Here is a 23,265-nt window from a genome sequence, read left to right on the forward strand (position 1 = left end):
CGCGATGCGCGTGATCGGCCTGATGTCCGGAACCTCCTACGACGGCATCGAAGCCGCCGCAGCCGAGTTCGACCTGAGCGGCGACACCCTGCGGATGCGACCGCTGGGCCGGCTCAGCCACCCGTACCCCGACCAGCTGCGCGCCCGGATCGCCGCGGCCCTGCCACCCGCGACGACCACCACCGAGGCGATCTGCGTGCTGGACACCGGCATCGGCCAGACCTTCGCCGAGGCGGGCGTGCGGGCGGTCGCGGAACTCTGCGGCGGCCGCGCCGACCTGGTCGTCTCGCACGGGCAGACCATGCACCACTGGGTTGAGGCGGGAACGGTCCGCGGCACCCTCCAGCTCGGTCAGCCGGCCTGGATCGCGGAGGCCACCGGCCTTCCGGTCGTGGCCGACCTGCGCAGCCGCGACGTCGCCGCCGGTGGCCAGGGCGCACCCCTGGTCGCCCTGTTCGACGCGCTGCTGCTGCGCGGCCTGCCCGGCGTCCCCGCCGCGCTGAACCTGGGCGGCATCGCCAACATCACCGTCGTCGCGCGGGACGCGGATCCCCTCGCGTTCGACACCGGGCCGGCCAACGCGCTCCTCGACGCCGCCGTCCGCCACTTCAGCGGCGGCGTCGAGGAGTACGACCGGGACGGGCGCGGCGCGGCAGCCGGGCAGGTCAACCCGGTCCTGCTGCGGCGGCTGCTCGACGAGCCGTACTACCGGCAGCCCGGCCCGAAGAGCACCGGCAAGGAGCTGTTCCACCTGCCGTACCTGCTCGCCGCCCTCGCCGACGCCCCCACGCCGGAGCCGAACGACGTGCTGGCCACGCTCACCCGGCTGACGGCGGTCACGGTGGCCGACGCCTGCCGCGAGCACGGCGTCACCCGCCTCGTCGTCTCCGGCGGCGGCGCGCACAACCCGACGCTGCTGCGGATGATCAGCGACGAGCTGCCGGACGTCCACCTGACGTCCAGCGACGAGGTGGGTGTCGCGTCCGACGCCAAGGAGGCACTGGCCTTCGCGCTGCTGGGCTACCTGACCGTGCACGGGCTGCCGGGCACCCTGCCCTCGGGCACCGGCGCACGGCACGCCTCGGTGCTCGGCAGCATCACCCCCGGCCGCCAACCGCTGCGGCTGCCGGCGCCGGTCGACACCGCCCCCGAGCGGATGCTGATCGTCGCCGACTGACCACCCCTTCCCGGGAGGATCGCCCATGAGCACCGTCGTTCCCGTGCCGAGCGCCGCCGGCGTCCGCGCCCGCGAGGTCGCCGAGTTGCTGCGCTCGCGCCTCGACGATCCGACCCGGGCCAGCGCCGAGCTGCCCCGGAGGCTGGCGGCGGCGCACGACGCCTCGCCGTACCTGTTCGAGCCGCAGGCCGTGGTCCGCGCGGCCTCGGCGGCCGAGGTGGGCGCGCTGATGGTCGGCGCCCGGGAGGCCGGCGTGCCGCTGACCCTGCGCGGTGGCGGCACCAGCCTCGCCGGGCAGGCCGGCGGCGCGGGCGTGCTGGTCGACGTGCGCACCGACTGGCGGCACGCCGAGGTGCTCGACGACGGCCGCCGCATCCGGCTCCAGCCGGGCCTGACGATCCGGCAGGCCAACGCCCGGCTGGCCCGCTACGGCCGCCGGCTCGGACCGGACCCGGCCAGCGAGTCCGCCTGCACGGTGGGCGGCATGGTGGCCAACAACTCCAGCGGGATGACCTGCGGCACCACCGACAACGCGTACCGCACCATGGAGTCGCTGCGCTTCGTCCTCCCGTCCGGCACCGTCGTCGACTCCGCCGCGCGCGACGCCGACGACCGGCTGCGCGCCGCCGAGCCCGAGCTGCACGCCGGGCTGCTGCGCCTGCGCGACCGGGTGCGCGCGACGCCGGGGTCGCGGGCCACGATCGAGCGGCTGTTCGCCATGAAGAACACCATGGGGTACGGACTGAACTCGCTGCTCGACCACGACAGCCCGGTCGAGATGCTGGCCCACCTGATGATCGGCAGCGAGGGCACGCTCGGCTTCGTGGCCGAGGCCGTCTTCCGGACCGTCGAGATCCACCGACATGCCGCCACCGGCCTGCTGATCCTGCCCGGTCTCAGCGCCGCCACCGACGCGCTGCCCGCCCTGCTCGCCGCCGGCGCGCGTACCGCCGAACTGCTCGACGCCGCCGCGCTGCGGGTCAGCCAGCGCGACCCCGACGCGAGCCCGGCCCTGCGCGGGCTGACGGTCGTCGGGCACGCCGCGCTGCTGGTGGAGTTCGCCGAGGACACCGCGGAGCGGCTGGCCGCGACGCTGGCCGACGCCCAGCCCGTGCTCGACCGGCTGCCCGCCGTCACCGGCACCGAGCTGACCCACGACCCGCGCGAGCGGGCCAAGCTCTGGCACCTGCGCAAGGGCCTCTACACGGCGGTCGCCGGCGCCCGCCCGCCCGGCACCACGGCCCTGCTGGAGGACGTCGCCGTGCCGATGCCGCGCCTCACCGGCACTTGCGACGGGCTGATCCGCCTGTTCGAGCGGCACGGCTACCCCGACGCGGTGATCTTCGGACACGCCCGCGACGGCAACCTGCACTTCATGCTGACCCAGTCCTTCGACACACCGGCCGAGATCGACCGCTACGCCCGGTTCACTGACGACATGGTCGACCTCGTGCTCGCCGAGGGGGGAACACTCAAGGCCGAGCACGGCACCGGTCGCGCCATGGCGCCCTTCGTCCGGCGACAGTACGGCGACGAGCTGTACGACGTGATGCGCGAGCTGAAGCGGTTGTGCGACCCGAGCGGCCTGCTCAACCCCGGCGTGCTGCTCAACGACGACCCGACGGTGCACCTGCGGCAGCTCAAGGCCGTCCCGACAGTCGATGCGGAGCTGGACGCCTGCGTGGAGTGTGGCTACTGCGAACCGGTCTGCCCCACCGCCGACGTCACCACCACGCCCCGACAGCGCATCGTCCTGCAACGGCAGATCGCCCTCGCCGCGGCCGCCGGGGACGAGGAACGCCGCCGGGAGCTGACCGCCGACTACGACTACGCCGCGGTGGACAGCTGCGCCGCCGACAGCCTCTGCGTCACCGCCTGCCCGGTCGGCATCGACACCGGCGCGGCGATGAAGCGGCTGCGCGCGGAGCGGCACAGCCCACTCGCCCAGCGCACCGCCCGCGGTGTCGCCCGGCACTGGAAGGGCGCCGTGGCCGGCGTCCGGGTCGGGCTGAACGCCGCACACGCCGTGCCGACACCGCTGACCCGCGCCGCCACCGGGGTGATCCGTGCACTCGGCGCCACCGAACTCGTACCACAGTGGAGCGCCGACATGCCGCGCGCCGGCGGGCCCCGCCCCGAGCCACGCAGCGCGCCGGACGCACGGGCGGTGTTCTTCGCGGCGTGCATCGGCAGCGTCTTCGCACCGGAGGACGGCCCGTCCGGCGGCTCGGCGGCGGCGTTCCTGCGCCTGTGCGAGCTGGCGCGGGTGCCGGTGGTCGTGCCGGCCGAGACGGCGGGGCTGTGCTGCGGGACGCCCTGGCAGTCCAAGGGCTACCCCGCCGGCCACCGCGAGATGGCCGAGCGGACCCTGGCCGCGCTGTGGACGGCCAGCGACCAGGGCCGCCTGCCCATCGTGTGCGACGCGTCGTCCTGCACCCACGGGCTGACCCAGCTGACCGCCGCGCTGGCCGAAAAAGACCGGGCACGGTACGCCGCTCTGCGCTTCGTCGACAGCGTCACCTTCACCGCCGAACACCTCCTGCCGGCGCTGCCCGAACCCCGGCGGCTGGGCTCGCTGGCCCTGCACCCCACGTGCTCCACCGTGCACCTCGGCGGCATCGACGACCTGCACACCGTGGCCCGGGCGGTCGCCGACACCGTGACCGTGCCGGACAGCTGGGGATGCTGCGCGTTCGCCGGAGACCGGGGGCTGCTGCATCCGGAGGTCACCAGCGGCGCCACCGCCGCGCAGGCCGCCGAGGTCAACCAACGCGACCACGACGCGTACGCCTCCTGCAACCGCACCTGCGAGATGGGCATGAGCCGGGCCACCGGGCAGTCGTACCGGCACGTGCTCCAGGTGCTCGTCGAGGCGATCGAGCCGCCGGCCTAGCCCGTCACTGCTGCTCAGCCCGCTGCCGTCCCAGAGCGTTCAGTTCGGCAGCCCGCGCCTTTTGGATCCGGCCGGCGAGGGTCTTCACCTCCGGGCTGCCTCCGGCGGTCTGTTCGCCCCGGCACAGCACGACGGTCTGCGCGAGGTGCGCCCGGATCAGACCGACGGCCCGGGACCGCACCTCGGCCTCGGGAGCGGCGCGCAGCTCGGCGAGAGCGGCCTCGGTGACCATGCCGGGCATCTGATGCCCCGCATGGATGTTCTGTTCCGGCATGTTGCCGGCGGCCAGCAGCCTGCGCAGTTCCACCGACTCGGCCCGGTGCGCCGCCCGGATGTCGCCGAGGACGGCGCGCAGCGCAGGGTCGGCGGCCGACGGACGATCGTCGAGGGCGTCGATCAACGCGAGCGCACCCTCGTTCATCGGGAGCAGCAGCTGGATGAAGGCGTCATCGGTGCCGTTGAGCAGTACCGGCGGAGTCGGCGCGGGAGCGGCTGACGCGGGCGCGGCGGTCCGGTCGGTGCGGCCCGCATCCCGGGTCAGACCGACGGCCAGCGTCGTCGCGGCCAGCGTCGCGACGACGCCGACGATCCGCCCGGCCCGCCCGGCCCGCCCGGACAGCCTGTTCAACGCGCGGCCTGGAACGCGCGGCCGATCGCTGTCGCCGTGGTGCCGTCGCTGAACAACCCGGACCGGTCCTTGTCGGTGGCGGGGAGGCCGAACCAGGCGTATCGCTGCACGTAGGAGAGTTGGCCGAGCATGCCGGCAGCCGCGGTGAGGAAGGCCGCCTGCTGCTCCTGGCTCGGAAACTGTTGACGCCCGCCGTCGTAGCGGATCAGAGCGAACTCGGTCAGCCAGATCGGCTTCTGGTACCGCTGGTGGACGGCCTGCAGGTACTGCCGGAGCTGGTTCACCGCCGCCGCGGTCGTGAAGTCGGCGCCGTACCAGTGCAGGGTGATGAAGTCCACCCGGTGACCTCGAGCCTCGGCGCCGGTCATGAACCGGTCCAGCCAACCCTGCGGGTCCGGGCCGCCCCAGGCGACCGCCGGGCTGCCCAGCCTGCTGCCCGTCGCCATCAGTTGCGGCCACAGGTCCAGGGCCTGCTCGACTGTCATGTTCGCCTGTTCGGGCAGGTCCGGCTCGTTGAAGGTGAGCAGGTACGGCCCGGCGGCTCTGGCCCGGGCCAGCTCCGCGGCGGTGACGTTCTCCGCGCTGCGGATCATGGGTACGAACGTCGCGCCGCGCGGAGTGCTGATCCCCGGGTGCTGGGTGCCCCAGGTGTAGTACCAGCCGGCCTTCGAGCTGGCCAACGCCTGGCTCGCTCCGGCGAAGTTCCACACCCCGACGCCCTTGCGCGCGGAGCTGACCGCCGCCGGTGCGACCGGGGCCTTCGACGTGGGGCGCGCGCTCGGTGACGGCGCGCTGCTCGGGGAGGCGGACGCGGAGGCGACGGTGGTGGGCGCCGCGGGCGGCGGGACGGCCCAGGAGGGCCCGGCGGCCGGATCGTCCGGCAGCACCACCACCACCGTGGTGATCGCGAGGACCGCGGCAACCACTCCGGCGGCCAGGTAAGGAACCACACCACGGGGCGCGTGCACCGCAAGCTCGGCGACGCCCGGGGGATGCGGTCCGACGGCCGGCGCGGCGGCCGGGGGCACGGTCGCGCTCGGGACGTGGGCGCTGAGGCCGGCCGGCAGTGGCAGCATCGGCATCCCGGCGAGCAGCCTGTCGATCGGCAGGAACGTGGTGCCCAGGTGCCCGCAGAACGCGCAGTCACGGATGTGTCGGGCCAGCCGCTTGCGCCACAGCGGGCTGGGAGTGCCGTCCCACTCGGCCGCCACCGCGCGCAGGTCCGGGCAGCCAGGGCGGGCACGCAGGGCGCGGACGACGCCCCGGGCGCTCTGGATCTGCTCCTTCATCCGGTGGATGCGCACCGCGACGTGTCCCGGTGACAGACTCGCGGCCTCGGCGATCTCGGCACGCGTCAGCTCGCCGGTCTCCTCCAGCCACCAGAGCGAGAGCAGTTCCTGGTCGTCCGGGTCGAGCCAGCGGGTCGCTTCGGCGACCTCACGTCGTTGGTCGGTGAGGCCGAGCCGGAGGATCGTCATCCCGGCGAAGTCGGAGGCGGGGTCGGGCACGTTGTGGATCGCGTCGAGCCCGGCGTCCCGGTTGAGGGCGATGCGGCGACGCTGGTCCCAGTCGCGCACCTGACGGATGGTGATCGCCACGAGCCAGGACCGGTACGCCGCCGGGTCGTTGAGCGCGGGCAGGTGCCGGATCACCCGTACCAACGTCTCCTGGACCACGTCGTCGACGTCGGCGTGGCCGCGGAGCGCACGCCCGACGATGTTGTAGACCAGCGGAAGCGAGGCCGCCACGACGTCGTCGAGAGCGCGCCGGTCGCCCTGTCGAGCCGCGACGACCAGCCCGGGATCGGGTGCTGCCCGACCGGCTGACGACATGGGTCCCACTCCTCCTGCGCTCGGTCCGGTCGGCGCGCGTGCGCGCTGACCGCCTCGTGATCGGAGACGAGCGGCGGCGGGTCAGATTACGGTTTTCTCCTCCGGTCGGCCGGGCCGGTCGGCCGGCGCGCCGGACTCGGCCTCGGCCGCGAAGGGGGTACGCAGGCGGGTCATGGACGCGGCACTGACGTCCGCGGCCGGACTGCGCTCGTCGTCGACGACCCTGCCCCCCTCGATGGTGAAGGGGTTGCGGGCGGAGGTCATATCGGGCACGAGGTGCTCCAAAAGATGTGCACGGCAGCGCTCGACTCAGTCATCGGCAGCTTCGAAGCCGTGGGAGGCGGAGGGGCGGGCCCGGCGATGGGCCATCGGTGCCCGCACCCACAGCCTAGCGGCCGGGGACGACCGGCGTGTGCTGGACCAACGCCACCGGCGGATGACCAGCGGTTTCCGCCTCAGCCGAGGCGGGGACGTGAACTGTCCGACTCACCCTGCCGGGTCGAGCCGGCACGGCTACGGTCGAGATTGCGGAAGCCGTCCCCCGACCAGGGTTCGGTGTGGTGCGAACGGACAGGACAGCCATGACGGTTCAGATCGATCTCGCCGGCAGGACCGCGCTGGTGACGGGCTCGACCCAGGGAATCGGCGCCGCCATCACGGTCGGGCTCGCCCGCGCGGGGGCCCGGGTGGCCGTGAACGGCCGTACCGCCGCCTCGGTCGAGCGCGCGGCCACGGCGCTGCGCGGCGAGGTCCCCGGCGCCGAGGTCGTCGAGGTGGACGCCGACGTGTCGACCGACGACGGTACGGCCCGCGCGCTCGACCTCCTGCCCAGCGTCGACATCCTGGTCAACAATCTCGGCGTCTTCGGCCCCACTCCGGCGCTGGAGATCTCGGACGACGAGTGGCGTCGCTACTTCGAGGTGAACGTGCTGGCCGGCGTCCGGCTGACCCGCGCCTACCTGCCCGGGATGATGGAACGCGGCTGGGGGCGGGTGCAGTACATCGCCAGTGACTCGGCGGTCGCCATCCCCGCCGAGATGATCCACTATGGCGTGTCGAAGACGGCTCTGCTCGGCGTCTCGCGCGGGTTCGCGAAGGCCGCCGCCGGCACCGGCGTGACCGTCAACTCGGTGCTGGCCGGGCCGACCCACACCGGGGGCGTGGAGGACTTCGTGGCCGAACTCGTCGGCGACAGCCTGCCGTGGGACGAAGCGCAGCGGGAGTTCATGCGGCTGCACCGGCCGCAGTCGCTGCTCCAGCGGCTCATCGAGCCCGAGGAGATCGCCAACATGGTCGTCTACCTCGCCTCTCCGCTCGCCTCCGCGACGACGGGCGCGGCGGTCCGGGTCGACGGCGGCTACGTGGACGCGATCGTCCCGTAACGGCCGGCTCAGAGCTGGACGACGTGGCCGACCCGAGGCGGCGTACGACCGGCAAGGACGTCGAGCCACGCGTGTCGCAGTGCCTCGGGACCGTTGCCGACCCGCACGTCGAGCCACCCGCTCACCGCCGGGACGAACCGCTGCCAGGCGTCGGTGAACCGCCTGTCGAGCCCGTCGCGGCCCCAGTCCCGGCTGCGCTTGCGCATCTGCACCGGCGCGAAGAAGACCTCCCCGGCGGCGTCCGCGTTCGGCGTCTGGTTGGTGAGCCCGACCGCGATGTCCCGGACGAGCCGGTCGCCGAGGTGAGCGCGCAGCGCGGTCCGGGTCGCGGGCGCTCCGGACAGGTCGAGGTACACGGTGGCGACCGCGTCGAGGGCGTCGATGTCGTCGTACGCGACGACGTCGTCATAGCAGCCGAGTGACCGCGTGAACGCGACGTTGCCGGGCGAGGTGAGCCCGACCAGTCGCGGGCCGCGACCGTGCAGTTCGGACGCGGCAGCGTACGCGGTCTTGCTCGACGCCGACGACAGAACGATCGACCGCGCGCCGTAGAAGTCGTTGTCGACGACCTGGTCGGCCAACATGAACGAGGTGAAGAACAGCGGCCGGAAGAGGATCAGCAGGTCCTCCTGCCCGGCCTGGTAGACCGGGTCTGAAGTGGTCGACCGGTACGCGTTGTACGGCGAGGGCAGCTCGGCCCGGTGCGGGCTCGCGTCGCGGAACCCGGACGCGTCGACCCGGTCCGGCCGGACCACCAGGTGGCCGGCGGGCGGCAGGTAACCGTAGACCCGTTGGCCGACCTCGACCCCGGCAACCGTCGAGGCGAGCACGTCGGCGAAGCCCCACAGCGGCGGAAGCCCCCACTGCGGCCCGAGCCCGCGGGGGCCGGGCGGAAAGAACTCCCAGTAGCGCATCGCGTCGCCGAGCACCGCGTAGGTCACGTTGTTGGCGGTGAGGCCGACGCGGTCGACGCGCAGCAGCGCCGCGCCGTCGGGCAGCGCGGGCGCCTCGGCGTCGGCGAGCGTGGTCTGGCGGAGGTCGGCACGGGCCACGGCGAAGGTCCACGAGTCAGCCATGGTGTGACGCTAGACAGCCCCGAATTCTAAAGACAAGTGCACTGGAAGTGCAAAATCCCACTCGGCGGTCAGGGCTGGGGCGCGGTGACGTGCCGCAGGTGCCCCAACGGCAGGTGCGGGGGCTGCCACTCCAGGAACAGGGCCGTGGCGTCGTCGTCGAGCTGCTCGTCCTGGTACGCGAGGACGGCGCGCACCAGGCGGCGCATCGTCTCCGGGCTGGGCAGCCCGTCGTTGAGGGCACGGTTGACGAAGTCGACGAGCCGGTCCAGCCCGAACCGCTCCCCGTCGATGCTCTTCGCGTCGGTGATGCCGTCGGTGTAGGCGAGGATGCGGTCGCCGGGGTGCAGCTCCTCCTCGTACACCTGGGGTCGTGCCTGCGACAGGTGACCCAGGCCGAGCGGCAGCGCGGTCGGCCCCGGCAGCTCCCGGATGGCCTTGCCGTCGCGCAGCAGCATGGCGCCGGGGTGCCCCGCGTTGATGATCCGGAGCCGACCGGTGCGCCGGTCCAGTTCGGCGAGCAGCGCGGTGGCGAAGTAGCTGGGGTGCTCGGAGCGCACCCACCGGTCGATGCTGATGGCCGTGTCGACGAGGTCGAGGCCGGACCGGCGGGCGTTGCGGTACGCGCTGACCGCCAGCGAGGCCAGGGTGCTCGCCTTGATGCCGTGCCCGCAGGTGTCGAAGAGCCCGAGGCTGAGCACGTCGCCGTTCAGCGCGTAGTCGAAGATGTCGCCGCCGACGTCGTAGCACGGTTCGAGGATCGCGGTGACCACCAGGTCGTCGGTCGCGAAGGTCAGCGGCGGCAGCAGCCCCCACACGATCTCGGCGGCGACCTGCATCGGCAGGCGTCGCCGCATCCGCTCGACGACATCGCCGTAGAGCCGGCGGTTCACCAGGACCTGGGCGACGTTGACCGCCAACTCCCAGGCCGGCCCGTCCAGCGCCGTGTCGGCGGCGGCCGGCGACACGACCTCCAGCACACCCAGCCGCTCGCAGCCGAGCAGCAGCGGCACCCAGAGCCGATCCGGGTTGTCGGCGGCACGCTGCACCTCGAGGGTGGTGAACGCCCGACCGGCCAGGGTCGTGTCGATCGTCAGCTCGTCCCGGGCGAGGCCGGCGCCCAGCAGGGGCACGAGACAGGACTGGTTGTAGTCGGCCAAATAGATCACGATCTCGGTGGCACCGATTGCCGGCGCGGCCCGGGTGACCAGAAGCGCCAACTCGTCCGGCCCGCCCCGGGGTGCGTTGAGCTGCAACCAACGCGCCGCGTCGCCGGCGTCGACCAAGCTCCACCTCCCGTGTCCTGACCACCGTAGAAGCCCGGCGGCGAACTGCCAACGTACGGAGCCCGCACGAGACGAGGGACTCCCTGCAGCCGCCCGGCCTCGGTGCGCCACCGAGAGGCGAATGCCGGTCAGCTGCGGCCATATTGAGCGTTAAGGGAACTTTGAGGCATTAGATGTGCAAAAGTCCAATGCGTCCCATCTGCGGTTCGGAGTGCGGCTGTCAACCGCCGACTCGGCCGGCGTCCGGTGAGACGCATTCGTGAAAGGGCATATCGTGACAACCACACTATTGCGCCGACCTCGACGCGCGGTCATGTCCGCGTTGACGGCCGTCGCCGCCGGCGGAGCGGCAGTCGCCGTCCTCATCTTCAGCGGCACCGGCGCGAGCGCGGCCGAGGCGCCGGTCAACCTCGGAACGGCGGCGAACTTCTCCGTGCTGGCGGGCTCGACGGCCACCAACACCGGGCCGAGCTTCCTGGCGCAAAGCCTCGGCGTCAGCCCCGGCAACACCGCACCCGGCTTTCCGCCCGGCATCGTCGGCGGGGAGATCCACCTCGGCGACGCCGTGGCACTGCAGGCCAAGAACGATCTGACCACCGCGTACAACGACGCCGCCGGCCGGACGCCGTTCACCAACCTGCCCGCCGAGCTGGGCGGCACCACACTGACTCCGGGCGTCTACCGGATCGGCGCCGCACAGCTGACCGGGACGTTGACGCTCAACAGTCAGAACGACCCGGCGGCGGTGTTCATCTTCCAGATCGACTCCACCCTCATCACCGCCTCGAACAGCAGCGTGGTGTTCATCAACGGCGCCTCGCCCTGCAACGTCTACTGGCAGGTGGGCAGCTCGGCCACGATCGGCACCGGCACCCGCTTCATGGGCAACATCCTGGCCCAGACCTCGATCACCATGAACACCGGCGCCACCCTCCAGGGCCGCGCCCTGGCACAGACCGGGGCGGTCACCCTCGACACCAACACCATCAACGCACCCGTCTGCCTTCAGCCGACGGGAACCCCCACGTCGACCCCGACCGGGACACCGACCGGCACGCCCACCAGCACCCCGACCGGGACGCCAACCGGCACGCCAACCGGGACCCCGACCGGCACCCCGACCGGGCAGCCCACCGGGACACCGACCGGGCAGCCCACCGGGACACCGACCGGGCAGCCCACGGGCACCCCGACCGGCCAGCCAACGCTGGTCCCCACCCGCACCGAGTTGCCCGTCACCGGCGGTAGGGGCGGCGGCGGCCTGCTGCCCGCCCTGACCGCGGTCGGCAGCATCGCCGTCGCCAGCGGCGCAGCCCTGCTGCTCCTTCTGCGCCGACGCCGACAGCTCGAGTCCTGAACAGGTGCCCCGGCGGCCGGTTGACCGGCCGCCGGGGCCACCCCCCAGGCGCACCATTGCAGCGCGTCTAGCTGCCCAATCTCATACTTTCAGCTAGTCATTGCTCGCACTTTCAGGTAACGTGCACACCGCACCTGAAACGACATGACGCGGCGGCGAGGCCCGTGGTTGTGGTCCTGTCGACAGCGCATCGGATTCTCTCCGGTCGTCCTGGTCGACGGGCAGACACGGAGAGGACCAGCCCATGCTCACGACTGTCGAACCCACGGTCGGCACCGCTGTCAGCCGACGGAACGCCGCCGGCACGGACGAACTGATCGTCGAGTTGGCCACCACCGCGGCCGACGACCCGCGCCGACCGGCCCTGCGGGACCGCGCCATCGAGGCGTGGTTGCCGCTCGCCCGCCATCTGGCCCGGCGCTACTCGGGTCGCGGCGCCCCCGACGAGGACCTGACGCAGACCGCGATGGTCGGCCTCATCAAGGCCGTCGACCACTTCGACGCGACCCGGGGCGTCGACTTCAGCGGGTACGCCATCCCGACCATCGTCGGCGAGATCAAGCGATACTTCCGGGATCGCACCTGGTCGGTGCGGGTGCCGCGCCGCCTTCAGGAACTCCGGCTCTCGATCAGCGCCGCCAACAGCACACTGACGCACACCCTGGGCCGCTCGCCGACGGTTGCCGACATCGCGAGCTACCTCGACGTCTCCGAGGAGACCGTGCTGGAAGGGCTGGAGGGAGCCCGGGCGTACCGGGCGACCTCACTGTCCACACCCACCGGCATCGACGGAAGCATGGAACTCGGCGACACCCTCGGGGAGCGGGACCACGAGTTCGACCTCGTCGACCTCCGCGTCGCCCTCGGCCCGGCGCTCGCCACGCTGCCCGAACGCGAACGCCGGATCCTCAGCCTGCGGTTCCACGGCAACCTGACCCAGGCCCAGATCGCCGAGCAGATCGGCGTCTCCCAGATGCACGTCTCCCGGCTGATCACCCGATCGTTGGCCACGCTGCGCGGGCACCTCTCCGAGGACTTCGCCTGATTCCACCCGACCGCCGCGGCGGACCACCTCGACCCGCTCGGGCCGGGGCGACCGGCCCGAGCGGCACAGCCCCTACGAGGCCGGCGCGTCGGCCAGGTCGGCGGGGTCGAGATTCAGGGTGGCGAGCAGCCCGGAGTGCTTGGCCGGGTCGACCCGCTCCGGCAGCTCACGCTCGACCCAGTCGGCCCTGGCCTGCTGACCCCGATCGCGTAGCGCGCTGACGATCCGGTGCCTGGCGATCCTCATCTGGTGCTCCCCTGATTGAGCCGCCCGAATTACGGGTGGACGGCGGTGCGAAAGCGCGGGTGGGATGCCGAGCGCTGTGCGGTGAAATCCGAACGGCGGGGACGTGGCTGGCGACAACGGCCAGCACGCCGCGGCGACGGGTGACGGCGATCGGTAATGCCCTGGCGGGCTGGTGGCGGCGACATCCTGCGGCCACCGGGGGCCCCGGGCGACATACCCAGCCTACGCCCCGGCCAGTGCGGCTGCACGCGCACGGCATCCGGGCCCCGGCACGCTGGCTGGTCAGGGCTCCAGCACGACCTTGCCCGGCCGGCTGCGGGCCTCGGCGAAGACCAGCGCGGCGGAGACCTCGGTGAGCGGGTAACGGGCGGCGATCTGCGGCACGATCACGCCCTGGCGGAGCAGGTCGAGCACGATGCCGAGGTCGGTACGCAGCCGACGCCGGAACGCGGCGGCGCGGGTGCGGCGGCCGGACCAGAAGTTGTAGAACCCGACCCGGTGACCGTTCGGCAGGGCGTTCCAGGTGTAGAGGCGGGCCAGCAGCTTCACGAAGACCCAGACGATCGAGCGTGCGGAGCCCAGGGCGGAGGCGTTGCCGTAGACGACCAGCTTGCCGCCGGGGGCGAGCAGCCGGTACGACGTGCGTACGCCCGGGCCGGCGACCGGGTCGAAGACGGCGTCGACGCCGCCGGGAGAAAGCGCGCGGACCCGCGCGGCCAGGTCGGGGTCGCGGTAGTCCAGCGGTTCGACGCCGAGTTCCCGCAGCGCCGCGTGGTGTCGCGGGGCGGCGGTGCCGATGACCCGCAGCCCAAGGTGGCGTCCGAGTTGAACGAGCACGGTCCCGACGCCGCCGTTCGCGCCGTGCACGAGGATCGTCTGACCGGCCCGCAGGCGGGCGCCGTGCAGCATCTGCCAGGCGGTCACCCCGTTGACGACGACGGTCTCGGCCGCGGCCGGGTCCAGGCCCGGCGGGACCGGGGTGAGGTCGTCGACGCTCACCACTGCGTGCGTGGTCCAGGCGCCGGTCTTGGTGACCGCTGCGACCCGGGTGCCGACCAGCGAGCCGTCGCCTCCCGGTCGCACCGCCCGGACGGTGCCGACGAGGTCGTAGCCGGGCACGAACGGGAAGGCCGGCTGGCCGGGGTAGAGGTCGCGGCGCATGCTCTGCTCGGCGTACGAGATGCCGGTGGCCTCGACCTCGACGAGCGCCTGGCCCGCGGCGGGAACGGGCATGGCGCGTCGGTTGACCTGGAGCCCGTCCGGCTCCACCACGCCGGGCAGCAACACTTCGGTGATCATCTCGTCGGTTGTCATCGCGTTCTCCCTGTTTGTAAGTGTGCACTCACACACATGTTGGGTGGAAAAAGTGGGCCGCCAGGAAGCGGCCCGGTGGTGCGGTCGTCGGGATCAGGGGTGGCGGATGCCTGCGGTCAGCGCACGAGCCCACGGCTCGGGCACCTGCTCCAGGCCGGCGGTCACGATCAGGTGGCAGAGCTGGCCGTACGCGAAGAACTGCTGGACCTGCGCGTCGCTGGCGCCGGACCGACTCCCCACGAAGGTGGCGACCTGCCGGTAGCCGGCGCGCACCGCCTCGGCGATCTCGGGGACGTCCGTGACGGCCTGCGCCTGCACCTGAAACAGTCCGGGACAACCTCCAACACCTCGGTCTGGACGTCCTCGACGTGGTCAACCTGCGGGTCGGTGTGGCGGAGGGCACCGGCGACGATCCCCTGTCCGAGCAGTTCGGCGCCCTCGCCGAGTTGCGGCAGGAGGGGCTGATCCGACACCTCGGGCTCAGCAACGTCACGCTCGACCAGCTCACCGAGGCCCAGGCCATCGCCCCGGTGGTCACGGTGCAGAACCTCTACAACCTCGCCAACCGGCAGGACGACGCCCTGGTGGACCGGTGCGCGGCGGAGAACATCGCGTTCGCGGCGTTCTTCCCGCTCGGCGGATTCACGCCGTTGCAGTCCGACATCCTCAACGCCGTGGGCGCCTCGCCACAGCAGGTCGCCCTGGCCTGGCTGCTGCAGCGCTCCCCCACCACCGTGCTGATTCCGGGCACGTCGACGCTGGCACACCTGCGGGAGAACCTCGCCGCGGCCGATCTGACGCTGCCGGCCGACGCGATCGCGGAACTCGACACCATCGGCGGGTGACGCCGGACGCGGACCGTCGTGCGGCGGTCCGCGTCACCCGCCCGCCTCGCTCAGGCCCGCCCCCGCCGCCCGGTCCAGATGAGTGAGGAACCGCCGCACCGCCGGTGGTCGGCTCCGCCCGGCGACTGTCGCGGCGAAGATCCGCCGGACGGAGGCGTCGTCGGGGTGCAGGCGGAGCAGGGTCAGGTCGGATGGAGCGGCGCGTACGGCCAGGGCCGGCACCAGCGCGACGCCGAGACCGGCCGCGACACAGCCCAGCTTGCCGGTCCACTCGGCCGCGACAATGTCGATCCGCGGGCGAAAACCCGCCGGCAGGGTCGCTCGCAGCAGAGTCTCCTCGGCGGTCGCCGAGCCGGCGATGAACGACTCGTCGGCCAGGTCGCGCAGGCGGATGGTCCGCCGGTGGGCGAGCCGATGCGCCCGCGGTACGGCCACCAGAAGCGTCTCGTCGACGAGGTGGTGCAGGTCGAACTGGTCGCGGTCGAGCGGCTGGTCCGACGCGGCGCTCACCACGGCGACGTCGGCTTCACCGTCGACCAGGCGCTCCAGCAGCTTCGGTGTGAGCCCTTCGACAAGCGACAGGGCCACCTCGGGATGGTCGGACTTGAAGCTGGCCAGAGCACGTGGCACAAGCGCGGCGACCGCCGTGGGGAACGCGCCGACCCGCAACCGCCCGGCGGACAGGTCGCGCAGCGCCGCCAGGTCCCGCCGGGCGGTGTCCAGCCGGTCGAGCACCGCCTCGGCGTGGCCGAGCAGGCAACGGCCCTGCTCGGTCAGGGCGACACCGCGCGGCAGCCGGTCCAGCAACGGCGACCCGGTCTCGGCTTCCAGCGCGGCGATCTGTCGGGACACCGCCGACTGGGTGTAGCGCAGGCTGCGGGCCGCAGCCGTGATGGAGCCGTGCTCGGCGACGGCACGAAAGACCTGGAGCGCGTTCAGCTGCATCGTGACATGCTCCCGCAGCATGGCAGCGATGCATAAGAGTCGTTGGTGGCATGGCTTCCCGTCCCCTAGCCTTGCCGACATGTTCGAGATCGCTCTGTTGGGTACGGGCACGATGGGCACCGCGATCGGCCGTCGACTGCTGGCCACCGGGCATCGGCTCACCGTCTGGAATCGCACGTCCGAACGCACGGTGCCGCTCGTCGACGCCGGAGCGCGAGTCGCCGGCAGCCCAGCCGAGGCGGTCCGCGACGCCGACGTGGTGATCACCATGCTCACCGACGCGGTCGCCGTTCGGCACACGTTGGTCGACTCGGGTGCGGCACTGGCGCTGCGGCCGGGCACCCCCGTGATCGAGATGTCCACCATCGGTCCCCGGGCCGTGGCCGAACTGGCCACGCTGCTGCCGGCGGGAGTACCACTGGTCGACGCCCCGGTCGCCGGCAGTGCCGGCGCTGCCGAGACGGGCCAGCTCGTGGTGTTGGCCGGCGGGGAGAAGACGATCGTCGACCGGGTCGCCCCGCTGCTGGAGACGCTGGGTACGGTCCGCCGCTGCGGCGACTCCGGTCGGGGCGCCGCGTTGAAGCTGGTGCTCAACACCGCGCTGATCACCGCGGTCACCGCGGTCGCGGACGCCCTCGCCGTCGCGGACGCCGTCGGCGTCGACCGACGTACCGCGATCGATGCACTTGGCACCGGGCCGCTCGGCGGCGCGATCGCCCGGGCGACCACCACGGACGCCGCGTTCGCCGCCGCCCTGGCCGCCAAGGACGCCCGGCTCGCCCTCGACGTGCTCGGCGACGCGCCGGCGCCCCTGCTGCGCGCCGCCGCGTCGGCGTTGGCGGCCGCGCCCCATCCCGAGGGCGACATCGCCCGTCTCGCTGACAGCGCCGAACCCGAGAAGCAGAAGTGAACCTGACCCTGGACAATCCGACGACCGTCGCCGCGCCGTTCGGCGACCGGTTCGCGCACGTCGCCCGCCTCGACCTGCCAGGGGGCGCGTTGCTGATGCTCTCCGGTCAGGTTGGTGTGGACGACGCCGGCGCGGTGGTCGCACCCGGCGACGTGCGAACGCAGTCAGAACGGATCTTCGAGTTGATCGGAGCGCTGCTCGCGGCGCACGGCGCCACCTTCGCCGACGTGCTGCACGTCCGGACGTTCCTGACCGATTTCGGCGACCTGGCCGGCTATGCCGACGTCCGCAACCGCCACTTCGGGCAGACCAGGCCCGCCAGCACCACAGTCGAGGTGAGCCGGCTCTTTCTCGACGGCGCGGTGCTGGAGGTCGAGGTCACCGCGGCCGTGACCACGGGTTGACCGCGATCGGCTGATTTCAATGGTGATCGGCGCAGTCGGCGCTCCGGCCTCAGTGCTGGTGGGGGCGGCGCTGGCTTGCATTTGCAGAAGTCAGCAGTCCCCAGTGAATCACCTGGCTAGCTTCGGCGCAAGCCAGGTAGAGTGGGCGGCATGGAGGACCTACGGGACAACCGCGAATCCTGGTCGATGGAGAACTGCTCCGTCGCCCGGGCGATGGACATCGTGGGCAGCCGTTCGACGATCCTGATCATGCGCGAGGCGCTGCTCGGCACGCGCCGTTTCGACGACTTCGTCCGCCGGGTCGGAATCGGCGAGCCCGCCATGGCGGCCCGCCTCAAGGAGATGGTCGCCGCCGGGCTGCTCGAACGGATCCCGTACCGGGAGCCGGGACAGCGCACCCGCCACGAGTACCACCTCACCCGCAAGGGTCACGAACTGCTGCCGGTCATCACCGCGCTGCGCAACTGGGGCGACACCTGGAGCGCCGACGAAGCCGGCCCTGGCATCCTCGCCACCCACCACGACTGCGGCGAACCCGTCCGTGCGGTGCTCCGCTGCGCAGCCGGGCACGACATCGAGAGCGGCGACATCGACATCACCGCCGGGCCAGGGCTGATCCGCCGCAACTGACACCCCCGGCCAGGCGACCGACACCTGGGGGCGCGTCGGGGGCCGGCGACGTGCCGGTCAGTCGACCCGCTGGGCCAGCACCTGCCCCGGCCAGGCTCCCGCGCGGAAGGTCTCGGTGCGGGTGAACCCGTGGCGTTCGTAGAAGGCCACCAACTCGCCGCCGCCGCCCGCCCAGCAGTCGACCCGGAGCAACCGCACGCCGGCGCGCCGGGTTTCCTGCACGGCGTGCGCCAGCAGGGCCGACCCGAGGTGTCGCCCGGCGAATCGTCGGTCGGAGACCAGGAGACGGACGTACCGCTCGGGCTCTTCCGCGGGAGTGATCGGTGTCTGCGGATGAGGCCCGGAATCCAACACCAGAGCGCCGGCTGGCGTTCCGTCCAGTTCCGCGATGTACGGAAGGTTCTCGGTCAGGTACCGATCGACCAGCTCGACCCCGCCGCGCTTCTCCGAGAACGGTGTCGTGCCCCACTGCTCGGTGTTGCCCCGCGCGTTCATCCAGGTCACCGCGGAGTCGAGCATGGTCAGTACGGCGGCTGCGTCAGCCGGGCCACCGCGTCTGATCCGTATGCCGCGAGTGGTGTCGTCCATGGCGGAACTGTAATCGTGGGGGTGGCCGCCGGCGGTCGCCGCCCGGGGCGACTGGGAGGGTCTGCCCGACCGGGCTGAGTTGGCGCTGCTCGACCACGGCCCCGGCGGTACGGTCCGCTGACGATCCTTTTAAGGAGCACCATGGAGCTGACCGAGCCGACCGTCTGGAGCACCGACCGGCTGGAGTTGGGTGAGGGCCTGCGCTGGGTCGACGACCGGCTGGTCCTGGTCGACCTGCTCGCCGGGCGACTGTTGGAGACCGACGGCGACGCCCCGACCCCGCTGCGGGAGCTGCGCCGCCTGGACGTGCCGCTCGGCGCGGTCGCCCCGGTGGTCGACCGACCGGGCGAATGGCTGGCCGCCGCCGGGACCGGCGTCACCCTGCTCCCCGTCACCGGCGATCCCCGACCGGTCGCCGAGCTGGTCGACGACGCGCCCGAGCCGACCCGGATGAACGACGCGGTCGCCGACCCGCACGGCCGCTTCTGGGCCGGCAGCATGACGTACGCGATGGCGCCGGGCGGCGGCACGTTGTTCCGCCTCACCCCGGGCGCCGAGCCGGTCCCCGCGGTGACCGGGCTGACCATCCCGAACGGGCCGGCGTTCGACGCGACCGGCACCACCATGTACCTGGCCGACACGCCCCGCGGCGAGATCGACCGGTTCACCGTCGACCCCGCCACCGGTGCCCTGCACGGGCGGGAGCCGTTCCTGCGGCTGTCCCCCGCCGACGGCGGCCCGGACGGCATGACGCTCGACGCGGCCGGCCACCTCTGGATCGCGCTGTGGGGCGGCTCCGCGGTACGCCGCTACCGGCCCGACGGCACCCTCGACCGGGAGATCCGACTGCCGGCCAGGCAACCGGCCGGCATCTGCCTGGGCGGCCCCGACCTGCGGCGACTCTTCATCGGCACCGCCCGGGTGGGGCTGGACGCGGCGGGCCCGCAGGACGGCGCGCTGCTCGCGGTGGACGTCCCGGTGCCCGGTCTGCCCGCCGCGAGGGCCGGCGCACCAGTGAGCTGATCGGAGGCATGTCGGACGCCCGGGCGGGAACAACCGCACCCGAGTGCGGTGACAGCCGACCGGTGGGGAGCGAGCCGATGAGCACCGTGGGGTGGATGTCATGAACGGGCCGGTCGGCGACGAGCCGCTTGGCGAGCTGGAGCTGGTACACACGTTCACCGGGCCGATGCCGACCGGGGTGAGCGTCTCGCACCGGGGCCGGATCTTCGTCAACTTCCCCAAGTGGGGTGACGAGGTGCCGGCCACCGTCGTCGAGGTGCGCGACGGTCGGGAGGTGCCCTACCCCGACCAGGCGTGGAACGACCCGTCCGGCGACGACGACGCGGGCGCGTTCGTGTCGGTGCAGAGCATCGTGGTGGACCCGGCCGACCGGCTCTGGGTGCTGGACACCGGCAGCCCGATGTTCCAGCCCACAAAGCCGGGCGGCCCGAAGCTGGTCCGGATCGACCTGGACACCGACACGGTCGCTCAGGTGATCACCTTTCCGGCGGACGTGGCGCTGCCGACGACGTACCTCAACGACATCCGTTTCGACCTGCGGCGGGGCGAGTCGGGGGTCGCCTACATCACCGACTCCGCGTTCGCCGGGCCGAACGGGATCATCGTGGTGGACCTGGCCAGCGGGGCCTCCTGGCGGCGGCTGCACGACCACCCGTCCACCAAGGCGGAGCCACTGACGTCGTTCCGTCCGGTGGTCGAGGGCCGGCCGTTCCTGGAACGGCCGGCCGACGGGCCGCCGAAGCCGGTGGGCATGGGCTCCGACGGCATCGCCATCTCCGCCGACGGCACCCGGCTCTACTACTGCCCGCTGGCGTCCCGACGCCTGCACAGCGTCTCCACCGAGGCGCTGGCCGACCCGTCGGCCACCCAGGAGGCGGTCGCCGCGACCGTGGTCGACGAGGGCGACAAGGGCACCGCGTCGGACGGGTTGGAGAGCGACGACGCCGGGCGGCTCTACCTCACCGCGTACGAGCACAACGCGGTGCTGCGTCGACTGCCGGACGGCGAGTACGAGACGCTGGTGCACGACCCGCGGCTGCTCTGGCCGGACACCATGTCGGTGGCCGCCGACGGGCACCTCTACGTGACCGCCAACCAACTGCACCGGCAGCCGCGGTACCAGCGGGGCCAGGACCTGCGACGCAAGCCGTACGCGCTGTTCCGCACCCGCATCGACGCCGGCCCGGTGCTGCTGCGCCGCGGGTAGGCATGCCCACCCGGGCGGCGGGTAGGCCGCGTCAGCTCGCCGGCAGGGTGCGGTCCAGCAGGTCGAACAGGGCCGCCCAGTGCCGCTCGGTGGCCTGCTCGTCGTACGCCGGGGTGTCGGCCATGGTGTAGCCGTGGTGCGCGCCCGCGTACACCTCGGAGCGGTAGCGCACCCCGGCGGCGTCGAGCGCCTTCTCCAGCGTGGCGATCTGCTCGGGCGTCATGGACTGGTCGGCGTCGGCGTGGCCGAAGTACACCTCGCCGGTGATCGAGCCGACGCCCAGGTGTGGGCTGTCCGGCGCGTCGGTGACGATCCGCCCGCCGTGGAAGCTCGCCATCGCGGTGATCCGGTCCGGGTGCGCCTCGATGGCCCGGAGCGCGTTGGTGCCGCCCATGCAGTAGCCGGTGATGGCGACCGGGCCCGGCCGGACGTCGTCGCGGGCGGCCAGGTAGTCGAGGTACGCGGCGCTGTCCCGGCTGATCACGTCGGGGGTCAACGCGCCGACCAGCGGCATGATCTTCTCGAAGAGCGCGCCGCGCTGGTCCGCCTCACCGAGTCGGGACAGGTCGAACAGCGGCGCCCGGCCGGCCCGGTAGAACAGGTGCGGCGTCAGCACCAGGTAGCCGCGTTCGGCGATCCGCTCCGCCATCTCCACGAGGCGGGGCCGAGGCCCGAAGGCGTCCATGAATAGCAGCACCGCCGGAAACGGGCCGTCCCCGTCCGGGCGGGTGAGGCTTGCGTCCGCGATCCCATCGCCGGTCGGGATGTCCACCGTCGTCGTCTGCACCGAGCCTCCTCGTACGCCGATCTTGGTCCGTCTGGCACGTTACTCGCCGCGCCGGCGTGCCCGACACCGGTCCGCCAGTCGGGGACCGGCACTCCAGGCCGGGACACCGCGCGAACGGCGCGTCAAGAATCGGCGCTGGCCCGTCGAAACGGCGTATCGACGGGCGCTGGGCGGCCGACGGGCGGTGACGATGGGTCCATGAGTCCTTGGCGGATGACACGCTGGGAACGCGGGAACCTGCCACCCGACACCGACCCGATCGAGCCGGCCCCGGGCCCGAAACCCGCGTCCATCGCGGCCGGCCGGGCAGCCGCCGCCGCGGGCGCGCCCGAACGCCGGCACGAGGCGCTGGTCAGCGTCCGGCTCGGCCCGTCCGCGCCCGGCAGCCACCTGGTGGAGTACCTGCGGCACGAGCCGTGTGCCGTCGACGCCTGGTGGATCGCCGCCGACGTCGACGCCGTGGTGCGGCTCTCCGCGGAGAGCATGACCGTGCTGCACCGGGCCGTGGCCGACCTGCGCCTGCGTGCCGGAGTGGAGGTGGCCGAGGCCAACTACATCCTCCGCGCGCTCGACCTGTCCGCGCCGGCCGACCGGCACGACGACGCCCCGGTGTGGGCGGTGCCCGCCGCATGAGCCGCCCCGCCGTTGCCCACCGGATCGTCGTCGGCGTCGACCGGTCGTTCGCCGGAATGCAGGCGCTGCGTCGGGCCGTCCAGCTCGCCCGCCGCGAGGGCGCGCAGGTGGACGCCGTACGCGCGTGGGTCTTCGCACCCACGTGGCGGCCCGGCACGCTGACCTGGCGCTGGCAGGACGAATGCGACCGGGCCGCCCTGGTCTACCTGCGCGGCGTCTTCGACGCGACGATGGGCGGCATCCCTCGGGACGTCACGGTTCGACTGGTGACCACCCAGGGGTACGCCGGACAGGTGCTCATCGACCACGCGGACCGGGAGTCCGACCTGCTCGTCGTCGGCAGCCCCGGCCGCGGCCGGTTCGGCCGGTCACGCGGACACGTGACCCGGTACTGCGTACGACGTGCCGGTAGCCCATCCCCGGCTCGGTGATGAGGTGGCGGGGCCGAGCGGGGTCGTCCTCCCAGCCGAACGGGATCCGGTTGGCCGCCTGGGTCAGGCACATCCGGAAGCAGTACGCCTGGATCCGGTCGTCGGCGCTGCCCCGCGGGGCGAGCGGCGCGGCGGAGATGCCCGGCAACAGGCCGCTCGCGGGCGAGCCGGCCGTCACGTACGGGTCGACGGGGTAGGCGAACTGGTGGGTGTTGCCGGACTGCACCCTGTTGATCGTCTCGCCGTACGTGTCGTTGGACTCGCGCCCGACGGTGAAGCTCACCCCGGCTGGACGCCGGTGTCGGTGGCGCCCAGCCCGGCGGTGCTCAGCCCGCCGACGTGGCTGGTGGGCTCCACCACCACTGCGGTGCGGCCGAGCCGGCGCATGGTGATCGCGGCGGCCAGCCCGCCGGAGGTGGCGCCGTAGACGACCAGGTCGGCGGTGGTGACGGCGGCTCGTGCGGGGCCGGCGCGGAACGGGTCGGTGAGACCGGCCAGGACGAGGCCGGCGCCGCCGGTGGTCAGCAGCCGGCGACGGGACAGGGGCAGGGACACGGCAGGCTCCCGAGGGGTAACCGGAGGGGGACGGTTACAGAAGCACGCCGCTGCCGCTGCGAACGAAATTCTTC

General features: G+C 72.8%; 24 protein-coding genes and 1 pseudogene. 13 read left to right on the top strand and 12 right to left on the bottom strand.

Annotated features, from left to right (window positions below; all coding sequences use genetic code 11):
• Nucleotides 1–4 precede the first annotated feature (4 nt).
• On the top strand, nt 5–1,177 hold the full coding sequence (locus ABZU53_RS16625) for an anhydro-N-acetylmuramic acid kinase (protein ID WP_355066615.1): 1,173 nt from the start codon (nt 5–7) through the stop codon (nt 1,175–1,177).
• A 25-nt stretch (nt 1,178–1,202) separates the two neighbouring features.
• Nucleotides 1,203–4,070 carry an FAD-binding and (Fe-S)-binding domain-containing protein gene (locus ABZU53_RS16630; protein ID WP_355066616.1) on the top strand — a complete coding sequence of 956 codons (2,868 nt, stop codon included), beginning with the start codon at nt 1,203–1,205 and terminating at the stop codon, nt 4,068–4,070.
• Between the two features lie 4 nt (nt 4,071–4,074).
• Here ABZU53_RS16630 and ABZU53_RS16635 read toward each other — a convergent pair whose 3' ends face one another.
• From ABZU53_RS16635 to ABZU53_RS16645, 3 genes are all read right to left on the bottom strand, one after another.
• Nucleotides 4,075–4,698 carry a DUF305 domain-containing protein gene (locus tag ABZU53_RS16635; RefSeq protein WP_355066617.1) on the bottom strand — a complete coding sequence of 208 codons (624 nt, stop codon included), beginning with the start codon at nt 4,696–4,698 and terminating at the stop codon, nt 4,075–4,077.
• The gene (locus ABZU53_RS16640; RefSeq protein WP_355066618.1) at nt 4,695–6,530 is read right to left on the bottom strand and encodes a sigma-70 family RNA polymerase sigma factor; all 1,836 of its coding nucleotides are present in this window, start codon (nt 6,528–6,530) and stop codon (nt 4,695–4,697) included. Before ABZU53_RS16640 ends, ABZU53_RS16635 begins: the two co-directional genes overlap by 4 nt.
• Before the next feature lie 81 nt (nt 6,531–6,611).
• Nucleotides 6,612–6,794: a hypothetical protein gene (locus ABZU53_RS16645; protein ID WP_354855611.1), complete on the bottom strand. Its 183-nt coding sequence runs from the start codon at nt 6,792–6,794 to the stop codon at nt 6,612–6,614.
• A 317-nt stretch (nt 6,795–7,111) separates the two neighbouring features.
• On the opposite strand from ABZU53_RS16645, the gene ABZU53_RS16650 reads away from it, so the two are divergent.
• Entirely contained in the window at nt 7,112–7,912 is an 801-nt protein-coding gene (locus ABZU53_RS16650) for an SDR family oxidoreductase (RefSeq protein ID WP_355066619.1), read from the top strand.
• Nucleotides 7,913–7,920: 8 nt separating this feature from the next.
• On the opposite strand, the gene ABZU53_RS16655 is transcribed toward ABZU53_RS16650, so the two are convergent.
• Nucleotides 7,921–8,988 carry a DUF2855 family protein gene (locus tag ABZU53_RS16655; RefSeq protein ID WP_355066620.1) on the bottom strand — a complete coding sequence of 356 codons (1,068 nt, stop codon included), beginning with the start codon at nt 8,986–8,988 and terminating at the stop codon, nt 7,921–7,923.
• Between the two features lie 68 nt (nt 8,989–9,056).
• Entirely contained in the window at nt 9,057–10,271 is a 1,215-nt protein-coding gene (locus ABZU53_RS16660) for a PP2C family protein-serine/threonine phosphatase (RefSeq protein ID WP_354855594.1), read from the bottom strand.
• Nucleotides 10,272–10,584: 313 nt separating this feature from the next.
• Between ABZU53_RS16660 and ABZU53_RS16665 the strand changes: the two genes are divergently transcribed.
• Both ABZU53_RS16665 and ABZU53_RS16670 read left to right on the top strand, forming a co-directional pair.
• A complete protein-coding gene (locus tag ABZU53_RS16665; RefSeq protein ID WP_355066621.1) occupies nt 10,585–11,628 on the top strand; it encodes an ice-binding family protein in 1,044 nt (347 codons plus the stop codon).
• A gap of 244 nt (nt 11,629–11,872) precedes the next feature.
• Nucleotides 11,873–12,673 carry an RNA polymerase sigma factor SigF gene (locus ABZU53_RS16670; protein WP_354855592.1) on the top strand — a complete coding sequence of 267 codons (801 nt, stop codon included), beginning with the start codon at nt 11,873–11,875 and terminating at the stop codon, nt 12,671–12,673.
• Nucleotides 12,674–12,745: 72 nt separating this feature from the next.
• On the opposite strand, the gene ABZU53_RS16675 is transcribed toward ABZU53_RS16670, so the two are convergent.
• From ABZU53_RS16675 to ABZU53_RS16685, 3 genes are all read right to left on the bottom strand, one after another.
• Nucleotides 12,746–12,919, bottom strand: a complete 174-nt coding sequence (locus tag ABZU53_RS16675; protein ID WP_354855591.1) for a hypothetical protein — start codon at nt 12,917–12,919, stop codon at nt 12,746–12,748.
• A gap of 282 nt (nt 12,920–13,201) precedes the next feature.
• Nucleotides 13,202–14,233, bottom strand: a complete 1,032-nt coding sequence (locus ABZU53_RS16680; RefSeq protein ID WP_355066622.1) for a medium chain dehydrogenase/reductase family protein — start codon at nt 14,231–14,233, stop codon at nt 13,202–13,204.
• A 93-nt stretch (nt 14,234–14,326) separates the two neighbouring features.
• A complete protein-coding gene (locus tag ABZU53_RS16685; protein WP_355066623.1) occupies nt 14,327–14,551 on the bottom strand; it encodes a hypothetical protein in 225 nt (74 codons plus the stop codon).
• Nucleotides 14,552–14,571: 20 nt separating this feature from the next.
• Between ABZU53_RS16685 and ABZU53_RS16690 the strand changes: the two are divergent.
• A pseudogene (locus tag ABZU53_RS16690) lies at nt 14,572–15,078 on the top strand (aldo/keto reductase); the annotation flags it as partial.
• A gap of 33 nt (nt 15,079–15,111) precedes the next feature.
• Here ABZU53_RS16690 and ABZU53_RS16695 read toward each other — a convergent pair.
• Nucleotides 15,112–16,023 carry a LysR substrate-binding domain-containing protein gene (locus ABZU53_RS16695; protein WP_354855587.1) on the bottom strand — a complete coding sequence of 304 codons (912 nt, stop codon included), beginning with the start codon at nt 16,021–16,023 and terminating at the stop codon, nt 15,112–15,114.
• 28 nt (nt 16,024–16,051) lie between these two features.
• Here ABZU53_RS16695 and ABZU53_RS16700 point away from each other — a divergent pair, with 28 nt between their 5' ends.
• The 3 genes from ABZU53_RS16700 (at nt 16,052) to ABZU53_RS16710 (ending at nt 17,967) form a co-directional block, all read left to right on the top strand.
• Nucleotides 16,052–16,933: an NAD(P)-dependent oxidoreductase gene (locus ABZU53_RS16700; RefSeq protein ID WP_355066677.1), complete on the top strand. Its 882-nt coding sequence runs from the start codon at nt 16,052–16,054 to the stop codon at nt 16,931–16,933.
• Nucleotides 16,930–17,337, top strand: a complete 408-nt coding sequence (locus tag ABZU53_RS16705) for a RidA family protein (protein ID WP_355066624.1) — start codon at nt 16,930–16,932, stop codon at nt 17,335–17,337. The genes ABZU53_RS16700 and ABZU53_RS16705 overlap by 4 nt, the downstream gene beginning before the upstream one ends.
• 150 nt (nt 17,338–17,487) lie before the next feature.
• Nucleotides 17,488–17,967 carry a helix-turn-helix domain-containing protein gene (locus ABZU53_RS16710; protein ID WP_355066625.1) on the top strand — a complete coding sequence of 160 codons (480 nt, stop codon included), beginning with the start codon at nt 17,488–17,490 and terminating at the stop codon, nt 17,965–17,967.
• 57 nt (nt 17,968–18,024) lie between these two features.
• Here ABZU53_RS16710 and ABZU53_RS16715 read toward each other — a convergent pair whose 3' ends face one another.
• Entirely contained in the window at nt 18,025–18,555 is a 531-nt protein-coding gene (locus ABZU53_RS16715; protein ID WP_355066626.1) for a GNAT family N-acetyltransferase, read from the bottom strand.
• 141 nt (nt 18,556–18,696) lie between these two features.
• Between ABZU53_RS16715 and ABZU53_RS16720 the strand changes: the two genes are divergently transcribed.
• Together ABZU53_RS16720 and ABZU53_RS16725 are read left to right on the top strand one after the other, a co-directional pair.
• A complete protein-coding gene (locus ABZU53_RS16720; protein ID WP_355066627.1) occupies nt 18,697–19,578 on the top strand; it encodes an SMP-30/gluconolactonase/LRE family protein in 882 nt (293 codons plus the stop codon).
• A gap of 100 nt (nt 19,579–19,678) precedes the next feature.
• Nucleotides 19,679–20,785 carry an L-dopachrome tautomerase-related protein gene (locus ABZU53_RS16725; protein WP_355066628.1) on the top strand — a complete coding sequence of 369 codons (1,107 nt, stop codon included), beginning with the start codon at nt 19,679–19,681 and terminating at the stop codon, nt 20,783–20,785.
• 31 nt (nt 20,786–20,816) lie between these two features.
• Here ABZU53_RS16725 and ABZU53_RS16730 read toward each other — a convergent pair whose 3' ends face one another.
• Nucleotides 20,817–21,572, bottom strand: coding sequence for a dienelactone hydrolase family protein (locus ABZU53_RS16730; protein ID WP_354855580.1), 756 nt, complete (start codon nt 21,570–21,572; stop codon nt 20,817–20,819).
• 198 nt (nt 21,573–21,770) lie between these two features.
• Between ABZU53_RS16730 and ABZU53_RS16735 the strand changes: the two genes are divergently transcribed.
• Together ABZU53_RS16735 and ABZU53_RS16740 are read left to right on the top strand one after the other, a co-directional pair.
• Nucleotides 21,771–22,205, top strand: coding sequence for a hypothetical protein (locus ABZU53_RS16735; protein WP_355066629.1), 435 nt, complete (start codon nt 21,771–21,773; stop codon nt 22,203–22,205).
• Nucleotides 22,202–22,636, top strand: coding sequence for a universal stress protein (locus ABZU53_RS16740; protein ID WP_355066630.1), 435 nt, complete (start codon nt 22,202–22,204; stop codon nt 22,634–22,636). Before ABZU53_RS16735 ends, ABZU53_RS16740 begins: the two co-directional genes overlap by 4 nt.
• Nucleotides 22,637–22,915: 279 nt before the next feature.
• On the opposite strand, the gene ABZU53_RS16745 is transcribed toward ABZU53_RS16740, so the two are convergent.
• The gene (locus tag ABZU53_RS16745; RefSeq protein WP_355066631.1) at nt 22,916–23,191 is read right to left on the bottom strand and encodes an FAD-dependent oxidoreductase; all 276 of its coding nucleotides are present in this window, start codon (nt 23,189–23,191) and stop codon (nt 22,916–22,918) included.
• Nucleotides 23,192–23,265: the final 74 nt, after the last annotated feature.

Origin of the sequence: Micromonospora sp. NPDC005194, from assembly GCF_040608335.1 — a bacterium.
Taxonomy (GTDB): Bacteria; Actinomycetota; Actinomycetes; order Mycobacteriales; family Micromonosporaceae; genus Micromonospora.